Below are 18228 nucleotides of genomic sequence, written 5' to 3' on the forward strand. Positions count from 1 at the left end.
GGGTTCTGACCAAGCTCTTGTGGGGAGCGGCACCTTATCGCTGGTACGGCAAGGTCAGTGACGGACGGCAAAGACGGCGCAAGACTCCATAAGCCAAGACGCTGTAGCCCTGCCACGAGGCGGTACGGCTGGAGGCACAGCGTGGCTGGCGATGTGACCCGCGGCCGGTGGCTTTGGCCTTTCGCCTCAATCCCGGCCTTGGCGGGGATCTGGAGGCCGGATGTCTGGCCTTGCTTGGATGCAAGGTGGTGGCCGCCAGCTTCGGCCCTGTCAGCCGCTCTGCCGGACAGCGACTGCAGCCCGACCCGTAGATCTGCTGGAGTGCCAATACAGCGCCACAGCTGCGGGTCTGCTTCGCGGCCGGTCAGCCTAAATGCGGTGCTGCTGAGTGTCGTCCCCCAAGTTGGCTTCACCAGCTTGGCGGAGGCGCCATACACAAGCTCTGCGTCCTGTGGCAATCGGGGTCAAAGGCGCCGAAACACATGCCAGTGCAGCTTGTCACGCCACTGCAATCAACTACAGTTTCCTGCATTCGGGGGAATGGTTTGATGCCGCTGACACGTCGTACAATGCTGACACTCTGCGCCAGCCCATTGGCTTTACCCGGGGGTCGGCCAAGTTTGGCGCAGGCGCCGGCCGGCGTCCTGGTTGTCGCCAAGCAGATCAGCGATCTCACCAGCGTGGATCCTGGCGAGAGCTTCGAGTGGAGCGGCGCTGAGATCTGCGGCAATGTCTATCAGAAACTGGTGACTTCGCCGAACAATGATCCCGCCAAGCTGACCGGTGAACTGGCTGAACGCTGGGACATGTCGGCCGACGGGCGCACCGTGACTTTCCGCATCAAGGAAGGCCCCCGCTTTGCCTCCGGCCATCCGGTGACGGCGGAGGATGCCGCCTGGTCTCTATGCCGCGCCGTGATCCTCAACAAATCACCCGCCTTCATCATCAATCAATTTGGCTTCACCCGCGATAACGTGGCGGAACGCATCCGCGCCACTGATCCGCGGACACTGGTGATGCATCTGGCCGAGCCGACTGCCCCGAGCTTCCTTCTGTTCTGCCTTTCTGCCGTGGTGGGCAGCGTCGTTGAAAAGGCTACAGCCATGGCGAACGCACAGGGCGATGACCTGGGCAATGCGTGGCTGAAAGCCAACACCGCTGGCTCCGGTCCCTTCATGCTGCGTGCCTGGCGAGCCAATGAGAGCATCATGATGGATGCCAACCCGCACGCAGCCGAACCGCCCGCGATGCGCCGCATCGTCATCCGGCATGTGGCCGATCCCTCGGTTCAGCTTCTAGGATTGCGGCGCGGTGACGTAGACATCGCTCGAAACCTGGGTCCAGAGCAAATCCAGCAAGTTGCCGAGGATGTTCGGTTCAAGGTGCACGCGCAGCGGCGGGCCAGTGTGATGTACCTGTCGTTGAACCAGAAGCTGCCGCAACTGGCTTTGCCGGAGGTTCGCCAAGCGATCAAGCTTGCCGTGGACTACGAGGGTATCCAGCGGAACGTCGTTCCCACCACGTACGCCATCAACCAGAGCATCCTGCCGCAGGGACTTCCTGGCGCGCTGACCGATACGCCCTTCCGTCAAGATTTGGGGGCAGCAAAGGCATTGATGGCCAAGGCCGGACTGACTGAGGGTTTCGAGGCAAGCTTCGACTACACCGCAGAGGCGCCATTTGCCGACATTGCTCAGGCTGTTCAAGCGAATCTGGCGCAAATCGGGATCCGCCTGCGCATGAATCCCGGCGACAGCCGGCAGGTGGTCAGCCGCACACGCGGCCGTCAGCATGACATTGCGCTGATTCAGTGGGGCAGCGACTACTTCGACCCGAATACCAATGCTGAGGCCTTCCTGATCAACACTGACAACAGCGACAATGCACGCAACAAGACCTTGGCCTGGCGCGCCAACTGGTTGATCCCGGAACTCAGTGCTCGAACGCTCGCTGCACGGCAGGAGACCGATGCGGCTCGGCGTAGGGGGATATACGAGGAGCTGCAACGCGACGGACAGCGCGAGAGCCCGTTTGTCATGCTGTTCCAGCTGATTGAAAACTCGGTCACGCCAGCCACGGTGAGAGGTCTGGATACCGGACCGATGAGCGACCGTTATCGCTACCGCGACATCAGGAAGGGGTAAGCCAATGGGCAGCCCTTATCGTCTTGCCAGATGATGTGGTGCCGCCGGCCAGAACCTCGGGCAGGCCGAGGTGCCGGCGGTATCTGAGGGCATCGCCATGGCCTGGATGTCGTTCACCTCGGCGTCGCCGCATGTCAGCGCCACCGGCCTGGCATGACGGATCAGTGCCGCGATGCAAGCCTCAAGACCGAAGGTGGTGGTCAGCAACAAGGGCGATTTCAACTGCGCCGGTTTACCTGCACGCATCCGCCCCACGTTCCTGCCGAATCCTTCGAGCACCGGTGGCGGCTGCGACCTTCAGGTAAAACATCCCCTGCCATGTAGCAGAATAGCGGTAACGAAGATGCTCCGTGCCTTGCCGCGTCATCCAGGAACCTAGGACCTGACATGCTGGCCTCTTCGATACTTGGGCAAGCTGCCGAAAGTAGAGCATCTGCAACAGCTTAGTTACCCCACTCGCTCAGACCCTGGATGAGCGGCGAACTTGCATCGCGATCGATCTGCCTTCAATCAATAGCCAGACCTATCCATGTTCGAGCTGGGTGAAGGATGTTTGCCGCTGCAAAGTATCTGCATGGAAGGCGACGCTTGTCACAAGCTACGTTCTGCCCACGATCTTAGACGTGCAGTATCCAAGAGGCCGCACCGCTTCTCGGCCCGCCAAATACAGCGTTTGTCCTCTAAGCCGCTGGCCCCTTCAGGCCGGGCGGTGGGGTGGCATCATCGGCATCTGGGTCACGTCCAAGCCGCCGGTCAATGAAACGCATAATGGGAGTGACTGTCAGTCCGTGCAGAAGGATAGAGAATAGCACCACCAAGCCAACGAAACCCCAGAGACGTTGGGCCTCTGCCACTTCCATGCGATTCAGGCCATAAGCCAGGTAGTAGAGTGAGCCAACGCCCCGGATGCCGAAAAAAGCCAGTGTTAGTTTCTCACTAGGGTCAGCTTGAAGTCCGACCAAGCCCAGCCATCCCGTTACCGGACGAACCACCAGCAGGACCAGCAGTGCCACCACCACCTCGGCCAATGAGACTGAGGCAAGTAGACCGCTGACCAGCGCGCCGCCGAACAGCAGCAGCAGCACCATCATCGCCAGACGCTCGATCTGCTCGGTGACCTCGTGCATCTGCGTGTGGAAGTCATGTTCGCGGTGCGCCCGGCGAAAGCTCAGCGCGGTGACGAACACGGCCAGGAAACCGTAGCAGTGGATGATCTCTGTTAACCCGTACGAGACTAGCGTAGCGGCCAAGCCAATGAGCCCGTCCCGCGTCCGTGCCAGTCGCGTCTCGGCCGGCACATGAAAGGTGAGCCAGCCGAAGGCGCGGCCTATCAGCCAGCCGGCGCCGATCCCGGCGCCGATTTCCCACAGCACCCGATAGCCAAGCCACCCGGCGAGCCACGGCTCATTCGTGCTGGCCACAGCAGCCAGGGTGATGGCCAGATGCACAAACGGGAAAGCCAATCCGTCATTCAGCCCAGCCTCCGAGGTGAGGCCGAAGCGGACCTCATCCTCCTCACCAGTCTTCGGTGGCCCGACCTGGACGTCGGCAGCCAAGACCGGATCAGTCGGTGCGAGGCTGGCGCCGAGCAGCAGCGCAGAAGCGCAGGACAGTCCAAGCCCCCATGCGGTCAGCCCGGTTATGGCCAGTATGCCAAGCGGCATAGTGATTCCGAGCAGGCGCCACGTCACCACCCATCGCCGCCAGTCGAAGGCGCGGTCAAGCCGTAGCCCCGTGCCCATCAGGGCAATGATCACGACCAACTCGGTGAACCGTTCAGTGACCTTCGGAAAATCCATCGGCAAAGGTCGCAAGACGAGGCCGGGCAGTGAAAATAGGAGCGCGCCCAGCGCAATGCAGACGATCGGTAGGGACAGCGGAAGTCGCCGCAGCGCCAGCGGCAGCCAGGCTACCAGGGCGATCAGCACCCCACAGCCGGTGAGGACGAGGATATATGGGTCAGGCAGCCAGTTATCAGGCATTCCCTACATAACGGACCGGAAGCGCTAACGTTCATCACCGCGCAAAGACGGACGACGTTTGGCCTAAGTCAGGGCCGATGAATGGTGAGCATCCATACTTTCGTGCTGGCGATCGGGCATCCAATGCCACTCTCCTGCGCTAGGAGATGTGTCAAGGAGATCAAACATGCCCAACACCATCACAGGCTATTTCGAGACGCGCCGGAACGCCGAGATGGCGGTCGAACATCTGGTGCAGGATCATGGACTGGACCGCAAATGCGTACGGGCTGCGGCAGAGGGTGAGAACAACACGTCCGGCAGCGTGGTATCGGGTGCAGACGCCGCCGATGCTGCGGCCGGCGAAACGCCGGGGGGCGTCCGCGGCGGCCGGATCATGGTGACGGCCGAGGTCAGTGACAATCAGCTTGAGGCGGCGCTCGCCAGCTTTCACGAGTGCGGCGCAACGGACGTTGAAACAGCTCAGGCCACATAGAGCCTTTATCGTGCTGGTAGAGGGCCATGATCCATGACTCGCCTATGCCCCCGCTCCTGCAGAGGCACTGCAGGCAACGATCCGGCGGATTCTCAATCGTCCAACGAGTCGTGATGGCCCTCCCCGTGCTTCGACGATGATTAATGCCCGAAGTGTAATTTGATACGATAATCCCCCCTTATCGGATAACATGATCTGCGCGCCATCATGCCGGCTTCTTGTTCTCCCGCTACGATAGCGTTACGGCGGGACTGAATGCGAGGCAGGCTCAACCAGCCTCCGTCAGCAAGTTATTCGTTGGAACCTGTCTCTCGACCTCTATTCCAGAAGGGCTGCAGCCGCCGGTCGCTACCAGGCTGAATAGTACTTTGCGACGTCCTTTGGTCGTCATCGGTACAGGAACTTACGACCCTTGTGGCAGTAATGAGGTTCTGCAGGGCGTCCATCCGGCCCGCCCTAAGGATTTGGGAACCTCCTTCGGCTTAAATCCATGCGGTCGCTGTCTTGAGCGGCTTCCACCCGCTGCCAGAGAGACGCTGGAAGCGCGGAGTACCAGGACCTTCTTTGGGGACCATACGGCGATCCCGGAGCCCCCTCCCCTCTTCAGACCTGTGGAGCGTGTGTAGAAGACGGTGCTGTCGGACGTCCGGCTCCTTTAACTGTTCTCTTGGCCGAACCTAGGCAACGTGCCGGTCGCGAGGGTACGTCGTACTGCGGGATCAGGTGCGCCTGCATTGGCGCTCCGCGACTTGCTCAAGGCGGCCCGTCGAGCAGGACACGGAGGGCGAACACCACCTCCAGCCAGCCGGTAAGGCGGAGGAACCCAAAAGCATGTGCCGCACGCCCCGCCTGGATCGCCGTTCCCTTCAACTGGTTGGTCCAGGATCGTTGACGCTCCAGGTGTCTCTGGCATCGGGCCTACGGCTTTGAGCCGAGACGTCCATAGAGCGGCAGCTCGGCAACTACGTTGTGCTTCCGCTCCGGATCGACGCTACAGCTGTCGGTCCAATTTCATGCTCATGGAGCGACAACTCGGGTGATGTGGAGTCATGCAGGACAGTCCCGGCGCAGCCAAACGTTCGGCGGTTCCTAGACGGTGGTCGGCACCTTATCAGCGGTTCCTTCCGTGATGGAACAGCTAGTCTGGTGGCGTCGACCGCCGCACCACACTGGATGCCTTCTCAACGGTGGGGACGTGTGATCCCCATGCGGGCTATGATTATTGGTATGGGGAAGAGCTACTCGTCAAACTCAGAGTATATATATGTGTGTATATATCTATGGATATCCAAGTAGATAGGGAAGTTTGTGCGAGGCTATTTGATGAGGTGCGCGTTGCGCTCCAGCCACTGCATTAGCGCTTCCGCAACAATGTCCTGCTTCCGTCGGCCTGTCTTGAATTGGTGCTGATGCAGACCAGCGGCGGCTGTCGGCGATAGCTTGAAGTTCATGGCCGTCGGCAAGGTCAGCGGCGTCAGCACTGCAGGAGAGTTAGCTTCAGGCGCTGCTTTCGTAGGCGGGATGGCAGCCGTTTCCTTCTCTACCCGCTCCGGCACAGGGCCATCCTGTTCCTCAAGTGGTTTGGCAAAAATATCGGCAAACTTGCTTTTAGCCATTGACCAATTCCTTCCCCACAGCCTCGTAGGCACCCCATGCGCGCTTGGCCCGGGCATCCCCCTCGACGGCACGAACCGAAATTCCACCTTCCGCCGCTTTTTCGAATGCCTTCAGGCGCGGGATGTCTGTGGCAAATACGGGGATCCCCTGCCCTTCCAGCACCTCCCGCAGTTGCGCACCATCTGTTTCAGGTGGCGGCGGCACGCGTACCAGCAGGACCTTGTACTTGTCGGCCGCCAGCTTTCGCGCAGTGTGCAACGTTAGAACCAAGACGTCGGTGTCGAGGGATGCAGGAACTGTGGGGATCACCAGCAGGTCGCATCCCGTAGCTAGAGCTTCGAAGTCAGCACTCCCAGGCCGCGCCTCGGTATCAACCACCACATGCTGGTACTTACGGGCGGAATAAGCTCCAGCTTTCTCGTCCACCACGTCAAACGCAAAGCCACCACGCTTGGCCCAACCAGTTGCTGAGCGGTTTGGATCTCCGTCAATGAGGAGGGTAGGGCCAAGGCTCTGGAGATAGTCCGCCAAATGAACGGCGGTGGTCGTTTTCCCAACTCCACCCTTGTAGCTCGCAACGGTTACGAACATATGCATGCCCATCTGTATATCTGTATATCCATCTATCCACGGGCCACCGAGACAGTCAATCCGTGCTTGTCGCCTAGGTATGTAGACAGATCTGCCGGAGCATACATACGTATCTACAGATGGACATATATCTAAGGCCCCATCCGTATGTACATATGTATATATGTAGATATACCCATACTGCTGCGCTGGGACGGCGGTGTGTTCCGACATCGCCGCATGTCAGCATGACATGTATGTATATATGTATCTATAGTCCGCAGGGCCTGAGAAGCCTGACCAGTTGTTCGGCATACCAGACTAAAGGCTGGATCCCGCTGGGTGCATCTTCTCTCCCGCATGTTGCTCTCGGCAGTGCTTCATTCCCCAAGCATGTGGTGTGCCTAGTTCTTGTCGCTGGTGGCGTCATAGAGGCTTGGATCAGCGTCTAGTCGCCGCGAGCTATAACTTGCGCGTAGAGGAATGCGGTGGGCGGTGTTCGACCTGATGTTGGTACCAGATCGGTGTCAGCTGATTGCTGCCTGAGGCTGCATAGGGTGGCCTATTTGAGCCTGATGCAGGTGGAGGCAAGGAGGGCCGTTCGGCAAAGTTCGGAGTACTGCGGTCATACTCCTTCAGGCGCTGGACCCTCAGCTCCTTCGCACCAGCACGAAGCCACATTTGCTTCGGCTGGCTTGCCGACTTTCAGGCTGATGCCGTGTGCCTGGGCAACGTAGCCGCTTTGCCGCTGGTTTAGCTCTGATCGACCTAGGCAGGATCGACACCGCTTCCCGTCGAAGCCTGGACCACATGTGCAAGATGCCTGACTTCAGCCCGATCATCCGCCGGGGCAGGTGTGAAGCTCAGAGCCAGCACAGGTCCCAGCGTGTCGACCACCAAGTGCGGCTTGGTGCGATAATATAGCCCGCTGTGCGGTTTTGGCGTGGACCGTACAGGGCTGTCGACGAGGGCAGCGCGGGCATGGGCTTCGCAGCCGACCGTCAACCGCAGAACCCTTCGCAGACCTTCGACCAATGCCTCAAAGCATCCTACCGCAGGCAGCGCTGAGTCTGGTGGCAGACCGCCGGCTAAAGCGACAGATCGTCTGGCCTGCATCGCCACAGGGTAGCGGTCTTGACGACATCACACGGGCCGTTGAACACCCACATCCGGCGAGTGTTCCCGTTGCCCAACTTCTTCCAGCAACCGTGTTGGATGAGGAGGGACCAACGGCCATCCTTCACCGGCAACGTCGAAAGAATATGGCTTGCGAGCACTCATGCCCCACAGGCAGTTCATTATCGGGCCACAGCTCCATGAGTGCCGTTAGGGCCAGGATAAGTCTTGCAACTGCGTTTACGAGAGCATTGCTGCCGTTTTCCCACAGAGGGGGAGGGGAAGGCTTGGGCTAAAACAAGCGACGACCAAGCAGGCAAGGGGGTCTTTCCTCATATCCCGCCCTTATCGCATGGCTAGGGATTCCACCCAAACGCTGGAACTGAGAACTTTGGCGGGAGCATTCAGCCGGATAAACGGACGTGAGGACTTTGACGGGGAGGCCTAGCGGGCGACGGACACGAAAGTTTTTCGAGCGCCGACAGGTGGTGCTGACGGGTTGAGTACCAAGCCTTGAGGCTTCACTTCGATACTCGCCGCTGGATAAACTGCAGTGGCCAATTGCAGCTGCTCCTGAAATGTCGCGCGGAAGTGGTCGAGTCGCTGAATCCCAGTTCCGAATTGACTATGCAAGGCGCGCCAGGAGATCGGGGTAGGGGCCGCCAGAACATGCAGCCGGTACGCCAGCCAGCAATAGAGGTCGAGGGCCATTGAATGCCGGTTAATATGCCGGATTGCGGCTTCCTCAATGGGGACTGGATGGCGCCGGAGCTGCTCGAAAAACGTTTCCGAAAGCTTGGTCCGCTCCAGGAAATGGCTCCCGCCAGAGTCCTCAGTTTCTTCGAACAGTGCTTTGTCAACAATGAGCTGCTGGACCAAGGCCGACCGCCCCGCCTGCTGGACCTCAAAGGTCAGACGACAGCGGGTTATGCGCTCGGCCTGCTCCCGGACGTCTGAGATCGACTTCCCGCCAGGAGCAATTCCCATCTTCTTAAGCCACGCCCGTAGGCTCTTCCCAAGCTCGACCTCGCGGCTTTGAGTTCGCAGCGCCTCAGACTGGAGATACAGCATGATAAGGCGGGCTCGACTTCCGTATGGCACGCCGATCCAGCGCAAGCTGCCATCTGGCAGCGTCTTACGACCAGGTTCTACCAGCAGGCTGACCTTGTCCGTGCGAACCTGCCATGGCTGGTCATCGTCTAGCCTTTTGTGGGGAAGGGCGGCTTGAGCCCACCCCGAATAAATGAAACCGATGCTGCCATCCTCATCGCTGAGGTAGTCAGCCGCGGCATCCACGACACGCCGTTCGGCCACATCCAGCTTCAGGACAGTTTGCTTACCCTGAGCCTCCAGCAGATCATGCACTTTGGCCAACCGGCCTCTCCTTCGAGCTGGACTCAGTCCCATAAGCTTTCCGGATTGTGGCTCAGATGCCGACCACTGTCGCTGAGGACTTCGGCGGGAGCGTCTACTAGCAGAAATATTAGTAACTTCTATTAGTATGTCCCGGCGTAATCCTCGGGATAACCTCGTAAGTCACTGTTTTTGCCGAGTGGCTTCTCCACGGCTTCCCGTGAAAGTCCTCACTCATCCCGTCATGGTCCTCAGGACAAGGCGCCCTGCTGTGGGTAGTTGTGCCGTCGCCGGATCGTGACTCTGCTGTGAGGCTGCGAATCGGACGCTGACTGCACCGTTGAGGTGCCGCCTAATTACCAAATTCATGCGCTGGCGCTGCAGGTCAGGCCCAGACTAGACCAACCGATAAACCCGGCTTCTCCGAAGAGCAGCGGAGCCTTTTGCATCTAACTGAGCCGCTGCAGCAACAGCTGTTCGGGGGTCAAATGGCGGAGCCAGCATCAGCCTCAGTTCTCGTCAGTGACAGAAGTGAGGCATGCAACAACATCTAGGACAAGCATTTGTATATATATACATACAAATGTCTTACTACTGCTCATCGAATTGGCCATATCTGACATTGCGTGTAGCACGTGCGGAGTTCAGGAATGAGCAGGCGGGCCGAAAACCATCCAGACTTGGCTACAAGCGAACATGCCCAGCCTGACCTGATCTAGTAGCAGCTACGCAACCTAGTGCTGGCCACGGTGAGTAAAGGAAGCTGCTGGAAGAGCGTCTGCCGCAGCCATGACCTGCAACGATTAAGGAGGTCGGCAGCAGCCACTCCACACAAAGCGGGGAAGCAGCTTGTCCTGGATCAAAGCCCTCTCCCGTGCATCATGAAACTGCATTCCGAGAACCCAACGGGAACCCGCTGGGGCCAGCGGGCGAGCTTTATCAGGGAGAAACGTCATGTCGCGCGACATCCAACAGGCTAGGGCGTTCTCTGCCGCTTGTGATACAGGGCAGGGCCGGATGCCAGCCGTTCATTCTGGGCGCCAGAGGCGACGTTCTCCGCGCAAATGGACGTAGTGGCCGGGACCTCGACGGTGCAGTAATATGCCGAGTGGATGCGCGACCTCCTCAAGACTCTCACCAGTGGCAGCTATCGGCTGCATTCTTGCGCAGCTGACGAGGCACACGCCAATGTCCGCGCCTACCGACCTTCTCCGGTACGCATCTGGCGGGCGGCCAGGTGCTGCCGACCGGCAGGAGCACAAAGACCGACCACGTGTACATCATGCGGTTCAACGACGGCAGGATCGTGCATCTCATAAACGCCTGGAATTCTGGGCATGCTCTGAAGGAACTGGGCTGGGCATGATAGGGGCGCGTTGGTTCAGACGTGGACCCTGGCAGATGCCGCCCGTCGTAGAGGAGCAAAGCGGTGGCCGCAGGTACAATCTGGGCGTTCAGTGTTCGAGGATAGCGGCATAGTCAGCAGCCAACATCAAAAAGTCTCGGAGGGAGGGCGCAGGGTTGTTCACCGGTTCTGCATACTTCCTCTTCCTGGCTCAACACCCGCTACTCCGTGCGGCCATCGCCTCCCTCCTTCGCCAAGAAGACACCTGTGGCAGGACGCAGCAACAGCACGTCATGCCGCCTAGCAGCCATGCAATATACCGCCTTCACGTTGAGCTTCTCTGGTGCTGCCTCGGTCACCATCCTGGCGTATTGAAATCAGATAGCAGTATCGATGGGTTGGGTTCGGCACCCAGACCATGACGCCAATAACTTGCCGCTGGCCAGAACCCAATGCGGAGCGACTTTGTGCTGGCTGGTCGTTTTGCACAGGTCAGCACGAGTTAGGCAGGACCGAGGAGGCTGCACACGGCATGATTGGGGCGGCTTGAAAGCTGCCTCGAGCTAGATCAGCTTGCCGCCAATCGCTAATGATCTGTCTTTGGTGCCGTTCCGCTGCCTGAACCGGCCTGTTTTCCTGATTCACCGGCTTCTTCCTCTGTCGGAAGTTCGCAGCGGTTGTGAATATGAGTGGATGCAATGGCAGCGTGCCCCATGGCCACCACAATCTGATCGAGACCCCGCACGATGGCTCCGGCCGCATAAAGTCCAGCAACACTGGTCTGATTGTGCTCATCGACCATCAACGCTCCGGCGTCATCATGCTTGGCGCCGAGCTTCACGGCGAGGTCACTGCGAAGCCTGAGACCGAGTGCCGAATAGAGGATGTCGAATTGCATCATTGATCCGTCGATGCGCACCGCCTCAATGCGGCCGTTTCGGACATCCATTGCATCAACTGGGCTCTCAACAACCTTGATCCCGTGCTGAGCTGCACGGCTCCGTTGCTCCTGGCTGATTTCCATCTGCTTGCCGAGGGTCAGTAGAGTGACGTCGTCAGCATAGGTGCGAGCAACAAAGATTGCCTCACCTAGGCCGCGCATGCCGTGCCCGATAACGGCGATCCTTTGATCGCGTGCTTCAAATCCGTCGCAGATAGGGCAGTAGCGTACAAGACCGCGTTGCACGGCATCCCTGAGGCCTGGAAGACTGGGTTCATTATCCTCAGCGCCGGTGGCAAGGAGAACCCTTCGTGCTCTGATTTGTGGCTGGTGGGTCCGGCTCAATTGCAGAGTGGCTGCAAAGCTCCCGGCGCTTTTCTGGAGGTCAATGACAATGCCCCTTAGAATCCGGGCACCGTAGCGTTCGGCATGCTCTTTCTGGCGCTTCAGAAGAGCGGGACCTGAGATGCCTTCTGCAAAGAACGGAATATTGTGGCTGGTCGGGATCCAGCTTGCGCGCGGGTCGCCAGCGTCCACCACCAGAAACTTGCGCTTGAAGCGGCTCAGATACAAAGCGGCCGTAAGCCCTGCCGGGCCGGCACCGATCACGAGACAATCCAGAATGTCCTCGCTGTGGGGTATCATTAGTGGCGCCTCCGTTAGCGAGATTTCAAAGCTTCGAGGCCAGAGCCGCGCGCGGCAGCACATTGTCTGTGGGTCGACTGGCTGGAGGTGTTAACCGGTGGAGCGTCAACGACGCGCACCGATCTTGGCATCAACGGTTTCAGCTTCGATGCTGGAGACCGGTGAAGCCATAAGAGACAAAAGTGCTTCTTCTCTCTTGCTGACGTCCGGATCTAGTGAAGCTTGTACTTGAACCCGTTCCTGTAGAACGCCTGCATCTGAGTGGTGCGGCAGGACCTCATCCAGACCCCTGCTACCAGATCCGACGGCGGGAGGTTCGGCCAGGCAATTGGCGCAGACCATTAATCCTCTTAGCGCTTTCTCATGGCAATTGAGCCAGCACCAACCTCCCCATTCACAGGACTTATGTGCAACTTCGAGGAAGGGGAGCTTTCGGTGCGACCTAACAAAGATCCTTGGAAGCCCTTGCAAGCCTGCTTGAGCTGTATCTCATTACCACAACGCAGTTCTCGGCACATAGTTCCGCCTTGTGTGAGGCTCCTCTTGATGGCGATCTTTCGGTCGCGTTGCAGGAGCCTCAAGGCCATGAGAGTGAGCTGCTGGTATGGCGCCGCACGGTGAAGAGCTGCCACGCCCAGCGTAGCTGACCTCTGGCCGAACACGTCTCCACCAGGTCAGATTTCTGCCATAGTCATCTTCGCCCTGACAGTAGGTGGGGACCGAGGCCGACAGGTGCCGGCTCCTGGACGCCACGTGGAAGCAGGCGGCCACAGTGACGCTGCACCCCTTGGTCAAGGAACCGCTGCATGAGCAAGTCCGCAGACCGCAGTCGTGGTTGCAGTGCCGAGACCGTCCGGAGCGCCGTGCAGAAGGCCATGTGCCTTGAACAAGGACCGCAGCTTTGCAATTCTTAGAGTGCGTGACGCGTTTCATGATCGAGGTCGCGCAAAGGAAATCGCAATGACAGACATCAAGGATCAAGCCATCACGGAAGCGGAGCTGGAAACTCTCACGCGGCTGCTCGCTAAACTGAGCGGGCAGGGTGCTGACCTGCCAGCACCCGTCTTCCGCTTCGTCACCGAAGTGTCTGCCACCGCCAATGTGGACCTGTTGGTGCGCGACAGTGACAAACGCATCCTGCTGGCCTGGCGCGAGGACGGCTTCGGTCGCGGTTGGCATGTTCCCGGAAGCATTATCCGGCATCGCGAGGATATAGGCCACCGTATCGCGGCTTGTGCCAGGGATGAATTCGGCTGCGCCATCGAGGCCGCCGAATCGCCTGTCGCCGTGCTGCAGATCTTTGATGACCGGGGTCACACGGTTTCGCTCTGCTTCCAAGCCAAGCTGGGTGGCCAACCCAGGCGGCGCCTCTTGGAGGAAGGTCTCCATCCGGAACCCGGCGATCTCTGCTGGTTCAGGGCCCTGCCATCAGAGCTTTATCCAAGCCACCAGGTTTACCGCGACCTTCTGGCGACGCTGGACCAGGGCGGACTGGGCCAAGGAGCCCAGCTGTTTACGCAGCACGTAGGTGGTCGCGATCAGGGTCAAGCCTTGCCCGCGGGCTTGATCAGTGTCGACAAGCCATTGGCTTAAGTATCAGGCCCGATGGCGGACCCGGATGATCCATTGCCTCGTCTGCTGACACCGAGCTCCTGACCATCCGGCATCAACACTACTTGGTCAGTCACCATCCTGGGCCATGACCCCAGATTCCGTACCGCCCGACCAGACCATGCACACTCGTGCCGGCACTGCGCCGCCAGCGTGACAACCGGGGTGACACGGTGGCAGCTGCTTCAGGGTGACGTTCCCCGCAAAGTTCGCGCTTCGCTGCGCTTCGTCGCAATCGCGATGGTGCGCCAGGCCTCCGCCAGAGGAGCGGGCTTGCTGAACAGGTATCCTTGCACCTCATCACAGCCTTCAGCCCGAAGTGCAGCGAGTTGATCAGCCGTTTCGACGCCTTCCGCGAGAACCTTCATGCTGAGTGCGCGGCCGAGTCCGACAACAGCCCGGACGATCTCCAGACTGCCTTTTCCGTCGCCCAGGGATCGGACAAAGGTCTGGTCGATCTTGATCTTGTCGAACGGGAACTTGCGAAGATAGCTGAGCGAAGAGTAGCCAGTGCCGAAGTCATCCATCGAGATCTGCACGCCAATAGCCCGCAACTGGTTCAGCACCTGCAGTGTTTCGTCACTGTTCTGCAGCATAACCGACTCCGTGATCTCAAGCTCCAGACGATCGGGCGCAAGGCCGGATGTACTAAGGGCATGCTCCACCTCCTCAACAAGGTTGCCTTTGACGAACTGCACCGGTGACAGGTTGATGGCGATCTTGAGATGAGCAGGCCACTTGGCTGCATCCCGGCAGGCTCGCTCGAGCACCCAGGCCCCGAGCGGCTTGATCAGCCTCGTCTCTTCCGCAAGGGGGATGAATTCGGCCGGTGATACGCTGCCACGTTCAGGATGATTCCATCGCAGAAGTGCCTCGAAGCCCGCGAGGTCACCGGTAGTGACCTGCATAAGGGGCTGGTAGAAGACCTCGAACTGCCTTTCGGCCAAGGCAGTATGGAGCTCGATCTCCAGGCGCCGGCGCGCCTGCATCTGTTGGTCCATCTCAGGCTTGAAGGCGCGCCAAGTGCCGCGCCCTTCGGCTTTAGCGACGTAGAGGGCGATATCAGCATCCCGCAGCAGCGAGTCAGCGTCGGCGGCTGCGGCAGTTGATCCGGCCATGCCAATGCTGGTTCCAATCAGGATCTGATGAGACTGAATGGAGAAGGGGGTCTGGATGGCACGGATCAGCCGTTCGGCCAGGGCGATCGCTGTTGCGGGCTGCGGCACGCCCAGCTGAACGATTACAAACTCGTCCCCGCCGATCCGCGCAATCAGATCGTTCTCGCGGACGCTCCCCTGCAAACGAGCGGCAACCGCACGAAGCAGTTCATCCCCGATGGGATGACCAAGGGTGTCGTTAACGGTCTTGAAGCCATCCAGGTCAAGATAGAGCAGAGCGACACTGTGCTCTGCGCCAGCGCAGCATGCCGCCTGCCGCATATGTCTGCGGAACATGAGCCGGTTCGACAGGCCGGTGAGTGGATCCCGAAGTGCCTGCTCTTCCGCACGTCGCCGCTCCTTCTCAAGGTCTTGCGTGCGCTCCTCGACCCGCTGTTCAAGGCAGGCATTCAGCTGGATCAGGTTGCGGTTAAGGGCAAACAACTCCAAACTTTTTTGTTCAAGAAGGCGTTCCGCTTCCTTGCGCGCATTGGTCTCGCGGGCAAGGCGACGTTCGAGGCGTAGGATCCGGTCGAGTGCAGCCGTGTTCGCCGAGATGCCATCGGTGCTCATACAGGTAGCGCGAGCTCCACGCGAATTCGGTTGTAGGGTCCACGTGGCCCTATCGCCGGTTCGAAGCTGAGCGCCACCGGCTGGCCGAGATGTTGGGCCGCACCGCGGATCACGCCGAGTGCGAGCGGCGCCAGTGGCTTGCAGCTATGGTATCCGAGTAGCAGCACCGTCTCGCTACGCGCCTCGGGTACAAAGGACGGGAGTTCAGCATCGGGGTAGAGTTTGCGGACTTCAACTTCATGGAACTCGTCGATACCCTCCAGAATGTCGAACAGGCTTCGATCCCGCGAGAAGAATTGCGGAGCGTAGCTGACCCAACTTTCGAAGCAGTGAGTGCCGAATGCTTCCAGCACAGAGGACAGTTCTTGCCTGGTTGCAGCCGTCAGGGCCGAGATCAGGGCGACCATCTCCTGAAAGGGATAGCTCCCGGTACTAGTGTAGCTGCCATCATGCGACAGATTCGCATCGGCAATGATGTCGTCTACCATGTCAGCGCCATACTTCTGCTCAACATGGGCGAATAGCTCGGTAAAGACACGCCCCTTCATCTCGATCATCCTTCCTGCCTGCGCAGAGTGGACCCTTGTTGTGAATTGACGATTAAGCGCTGGAGCCTGGAAAGCCTGAAGCACCAGTCGGCAGAGGCCGGACAGGCGCTATGTCGCTGGCTCGTATTGCGCAATGCAGCAGGCGGCCGATCGTCAAGAAAGGGGTGGAGCCATTCCAGGATTGGAATGCCGAAGCCCTTTCGCCTGGTGTACATCCTTGCTGGGAGCCCTCGTCGGCAGATCCAGTTACGATGCGATCTTAGAGGCGTTGTCCTGGAGTGATCACGGGATGAAGCCGGGCCAAGCGAGGTGGCATCTCAAAGGGACCATGCAGGCGCTCACTCCACTTCCACGCAGGGGCGCAAGCCTCCAACATCAAGTACGCGGTCTAGCGAGGGAGGATCCGAACCGATGCGGGCGGCATGTAGGCAACCCGACGTGTTGGCGGAATTGAGAACCGATGATCTGCACCAGATCAAAGCCCGCGATCCATCTCCGCGCCAAGAAGCCTAACAGTACGTTCATAATGTTGCGAGTGCAGTCCTCGGGTCCTTTCAGCATCTCGGGCGATAGGGGCACGGGCGATTTCGGCATGTTCCAGGGCGACGTCGCGGTCAGAGTAAGCCCTGGTGCTCGCCAGGGCCCGGTAGCGTCCCGCCTCGTCTCGCAGCTTATCGCAGAAGGCCAGCAACTCCGGCGCGCCACAGGCTGCAAGGATGGCCTGATGGAGATGGAGGTGGCAGGCTTTCCAATTCGGGTTGGACAGGAAGTGGTGAGGGTCCAGGGAACTTGCCAACCTCACCCATCAATGTCCCGCCAAACGACTTCTTCTTCCCAGCGTACGTCGCCATGGCGGATGGCGTCCCGCAGCGCAGCGCCCGCCGCCAGCAACCGGCTGCGGATGAGGCCCGCCAACTGGCTGGGCTTCGCCTCGGCCTCCCGAAAACCCCGATGCTCGAAGCGCTCGACAAGGCCTCTCTCCGCCAGTCTGGAGAGCGCCTCGCGCATAGGGGACGCTCCTGTGGCGTAGCGGTCGGCAAAGTCTCGCGGCTTCAGCTTCAATCCCGGCAGGAGCCGCCCCGTGAGGATGTCCTGGCGTAAGCGGCGGTGAACCGAAGTAGCTAGGGCCAGCCCGCTCTCCGCGGCGTCGACCATGTCGGGTGGCACCGATCTGCACCTTAATCCGTACACAATCGGCTATCGATCATGTTGCTTGACGGCAACAAAATTTCGATAAACGGTCGAGACATATCATGGGATGATTGCTGCATGAGGCTGATCGCATTTGCCCAGGATGGGCACGCAAGGCTGGGCGCCAGGCTCGGAGCCGACGTGGTGGCACTTCACGAGGTCATACCGGCACTACCCCCAGATTGGAATTTGGCCTTAGGGGCGCTCGGATTGCCTGGTTCGGCGGCGTCTCTGCAAGCCAGGCTTGCGGAGGCACCGAAACGGCCACTGGCTTCGGTCAAGCTGCTGCCGGCGGTGCCGCGTCCGGGCAAGATCATCTGCATTGGCCTCAACTATGTCGAGCACGCCAAAGAGGGCAACAACCCGATCCCCGACTATCCGGCTGTGTTCTTCCGTGGCGGCACCTCGTTGGCCGCGCCAGGGGAGGCATTGTTGCGGCCGAGGGTTTCGGAGAAATTCGACTATGAGGCGGAGCTGGTCATCGTTATCGGGCAGCAGGCGCGCCATCTAACGGAGGATAACGCCCTCGGCTGTGTCGCCGGCTACACCTGCATGAACGAAGGCTCAATCCGTGACTACCAGCGTAAATCGACGCAATGGGGCATGGGGAAGAACTTCGACCGGACTGGAGGGCTGGGTCCGGAGATTGTTACGCCGGACGAGATTCCGCAGGGGCCGAACGCGCTTCGCATCACCTCCCGCATCAACGGGCAGACGCTGCAGGACAGCAACACGTCGGACATGATTTTCTCCGTACCGCGCATCCTGACCATCCTCTCTGAAGCGATGACGCTGGAGCCGGGCGACATCATCGCGACCGGGACGCCGAGTGGCGTTGGTTATCCTCGCAAGCCCCCCGTCTTCATGAAGGCTGGTGATGTGGCGGAGATCGAGATCGAAGGCATCGGCATCCTGTCCAATCCCGTCGAGGACGAGGCCTGAGGGCAAGCGGCAGGGACAG

The 18228-nt window shown here is 59.7% G+C and carries 14 protein-coding genes; 4 read left to right on the forward strand and 10 right to left on the reverse strand.

Annotated elements, in window-relative coordinates:
* The first annotated feature begins 548 nt into the window (after nt 1-548).
* Entirely contained in the window at nt 549-2144 is a 1596-nt protein-coding gene (locus tag ACFOD4_RS10580) for an ABC transporter substrate-binding protein (RefSeq protein ID WP_379596250.1), read from the forward strand.
* A 15-nt stretch (nt 2145-2159) separates the two neighbouring features.
* On the opposite strand, the gene ACFOD4_RS10585 is transcribed toward ACFOD4_RS10580, so the two are convergent.
* The gene (locus ACFOD4_RS10585) at nt 2160-2390 is read right to left on the reverse strand and encodes a hypothetical protein (RefSeq protein WP_379596252.1); all 231 of its coding nucleotides are present in this window, start codon (nt 2388-2390) and stop codon (nt 2160-2162) included.
* Between the two features lie 434 nt (nt 2391-2824).
* Nucleotides 2825-4126, reverse strand: coding sequence for a cation:proton antiporter (locus ACFOD4_RS10590; RefSeq protein ID WP_379596254.1), 1302 nt, complete (start codon nt 4124-4126; stop codon nt 2825-2827).
* A 166-nt stretch (nt 4127-4292) separates the two neighbouring features.
* Here ACFOD4_RS10590 and ACFOD4_RS10595 point away from each other — a divergent pair, with 166 nt between their 5' ends.
* A complete protein-coding gene (locus ACFOD4_RS10595; RefSeq protein WP_379596255.1) occupies nt 4293-4601 on the forward strand; it encodes a hypothetical protein in 309 nt (102 codons plus the stop codon).
* A gap of 1316 nt (nt 4602-5917) precedes the next feature.
* Here ACFOD4_RS10595 and ACFOD4_RS10600 read toward each other — a convergent pair.
* The 4 genes from ACFOD4_RS10600 to ACFOD4_RS10615 form a co-directional block, all read right to left on the reverse strand.
* Nucleotides 5918-6217, reverse strand: a complete 300-nt coding sequence (locus ACFOD4_RS10600; RefSeq protein ID WP_379596256.1) for a hypothetical protein — start codon at nt 6215-6217, stop codon at nt 5918-5920.
* Complete coding sequence (locus tag ACFOD4_RS10605; RefSeq protein WP_379596258.1) at nt 6210-6821, reverse strand: nucleotide-binding protein; 612 nt, start codon at nt 6819-6821, stop codon at nt 6210-6212. The genes ACFOD4_RS10600 and ACFOD4_RS10605 overlap by 8 nt, the downstream gene beginning before the upstream one ends.
* Nucleotides 6822-8348: 1527 nt before the next feature.
* A complete protein-coding gene (locus ACFOD4_RS10610; protein ID WP_379596360.1) occupies nt 8349-9269 on the reverse strand; it encodes a replication protein RepA in 921 nt (306 codons plus the stop codon).
* Nucleotides 9270-11188: 1919 nt separating this feature from the next.
* Nucleotides 11189-12151 carry an NAD(P)/FAD-dependent oxidoreductase gene (locus ACFOD4_RS10615; RefSeq protein ID WP_379596260.1) on the reverse strand — a complete coding sequence of 321 codons (963 nt, stop codon included), beginning with the start codon at nt 12149-12151 and terminating at the stop codon, nt 11189-11191.
* Nucleotides 12152-13069: 918 nt separating this feature from the next.
* On the opposite strand from ACFOD4_RS10615, the gene ACFOD4_RS10620 reads away from it, so the two are divergent.
* Nucleotides 13070-13780 (forward strand): NUDIX hydrolase, encoded by a 711-nt coding sequence (locus ACFOD4_RS10620; protein ID WP_379596261.1) that lies wholly within the window; start codon nt 13070-13072, stop codon nt 13778-13780.
* 203 nt (nt 13781-13983) lie between these two features.
* Here the strand turns inward: ACFOD4_RS10620 and ACFOD4_RS10625 are convergent, their stop codons facing one another.
* The 4 genes from ACFOD4_RS10625 to ACFOD4_RS10640 form a co-directional block, all read right to left on the reverse strand.
* Entirely contained in the window at nt 13984-15528 is a 1545-nt protein-coding gene (locus tag ACFOD4_RS10625; protein ID WP_379596263.1) for a putative bifunctional diguanylate cyclase/phosphodiesterase, read from the reverse strand.
* Complete coding sequence (locus ACFOD4_RS10630; protein ID WP_379596265.1) at nt 15525-16085, reverse strand: heme NO-binding domain-containing protein; 561 nt, start codon at nt 16083-16085, stop codon at nt 15525-15527. The genes ACFOD4_RS10625 and ACFOD4_RS10630 overlap by 4 nt, the downstream gene beginning before the upstream one ends.
* A 466-nt stretch (nt 16086-16551) precedes the next feature.
* Nucleotides 16552-16878 (reverse strand): FCD domain-containing protein, encoded by a 327-nt coding sequence (locus ACFOD4_RS10635; RefSeq protein ID WP_379596266.1) that lies wholly within the window; start codon nt 16876-16878, stop codon nt 16552-16554.
* A complete protein-coding gene (locus tag ACFOD4_RS10640) occupies nt 16875-17231 on the reverse strand; it encodes a GntR family transcriptional regulator (RefSeq protein ID WP_379596267.1) in 357 nt (118 codons plus the stop codon). The genes ACFOD4_RS10635 and ACFOD4_RS10640 overlap by 4 nt, the downstream gene beginning before the upstream one ends.
* 51 nt (nt 17232-17282) lie before the next feature.
* On the opposite strand from ACFOD4_RS10640, the gene ACFOD4_RS10645 reads away from it, so the two are divergent.
* A complete protein-coding gene (locus ACFOD4_RS10645; RefSeq protein WP_379596269.1) occupies nt 17283-18209 on the forward strand; it encodes a fumarylacetoacetate hydrolase family protein in 927 nt (308 codons plus the stop codon).
* Nucleotides 18210-18228: the final 19 nt, after the last annotated feature.

The organism is Teichococcus globiformis (genome assembly GCF_042646265.1).
Lineage (GTDB): Bacteria > Pseudomonadota > Alphaproteobacteria > Acetobacterales > Acetobacteraceae > Pseudoroseomonas > Pseudoroseomonas globiformis.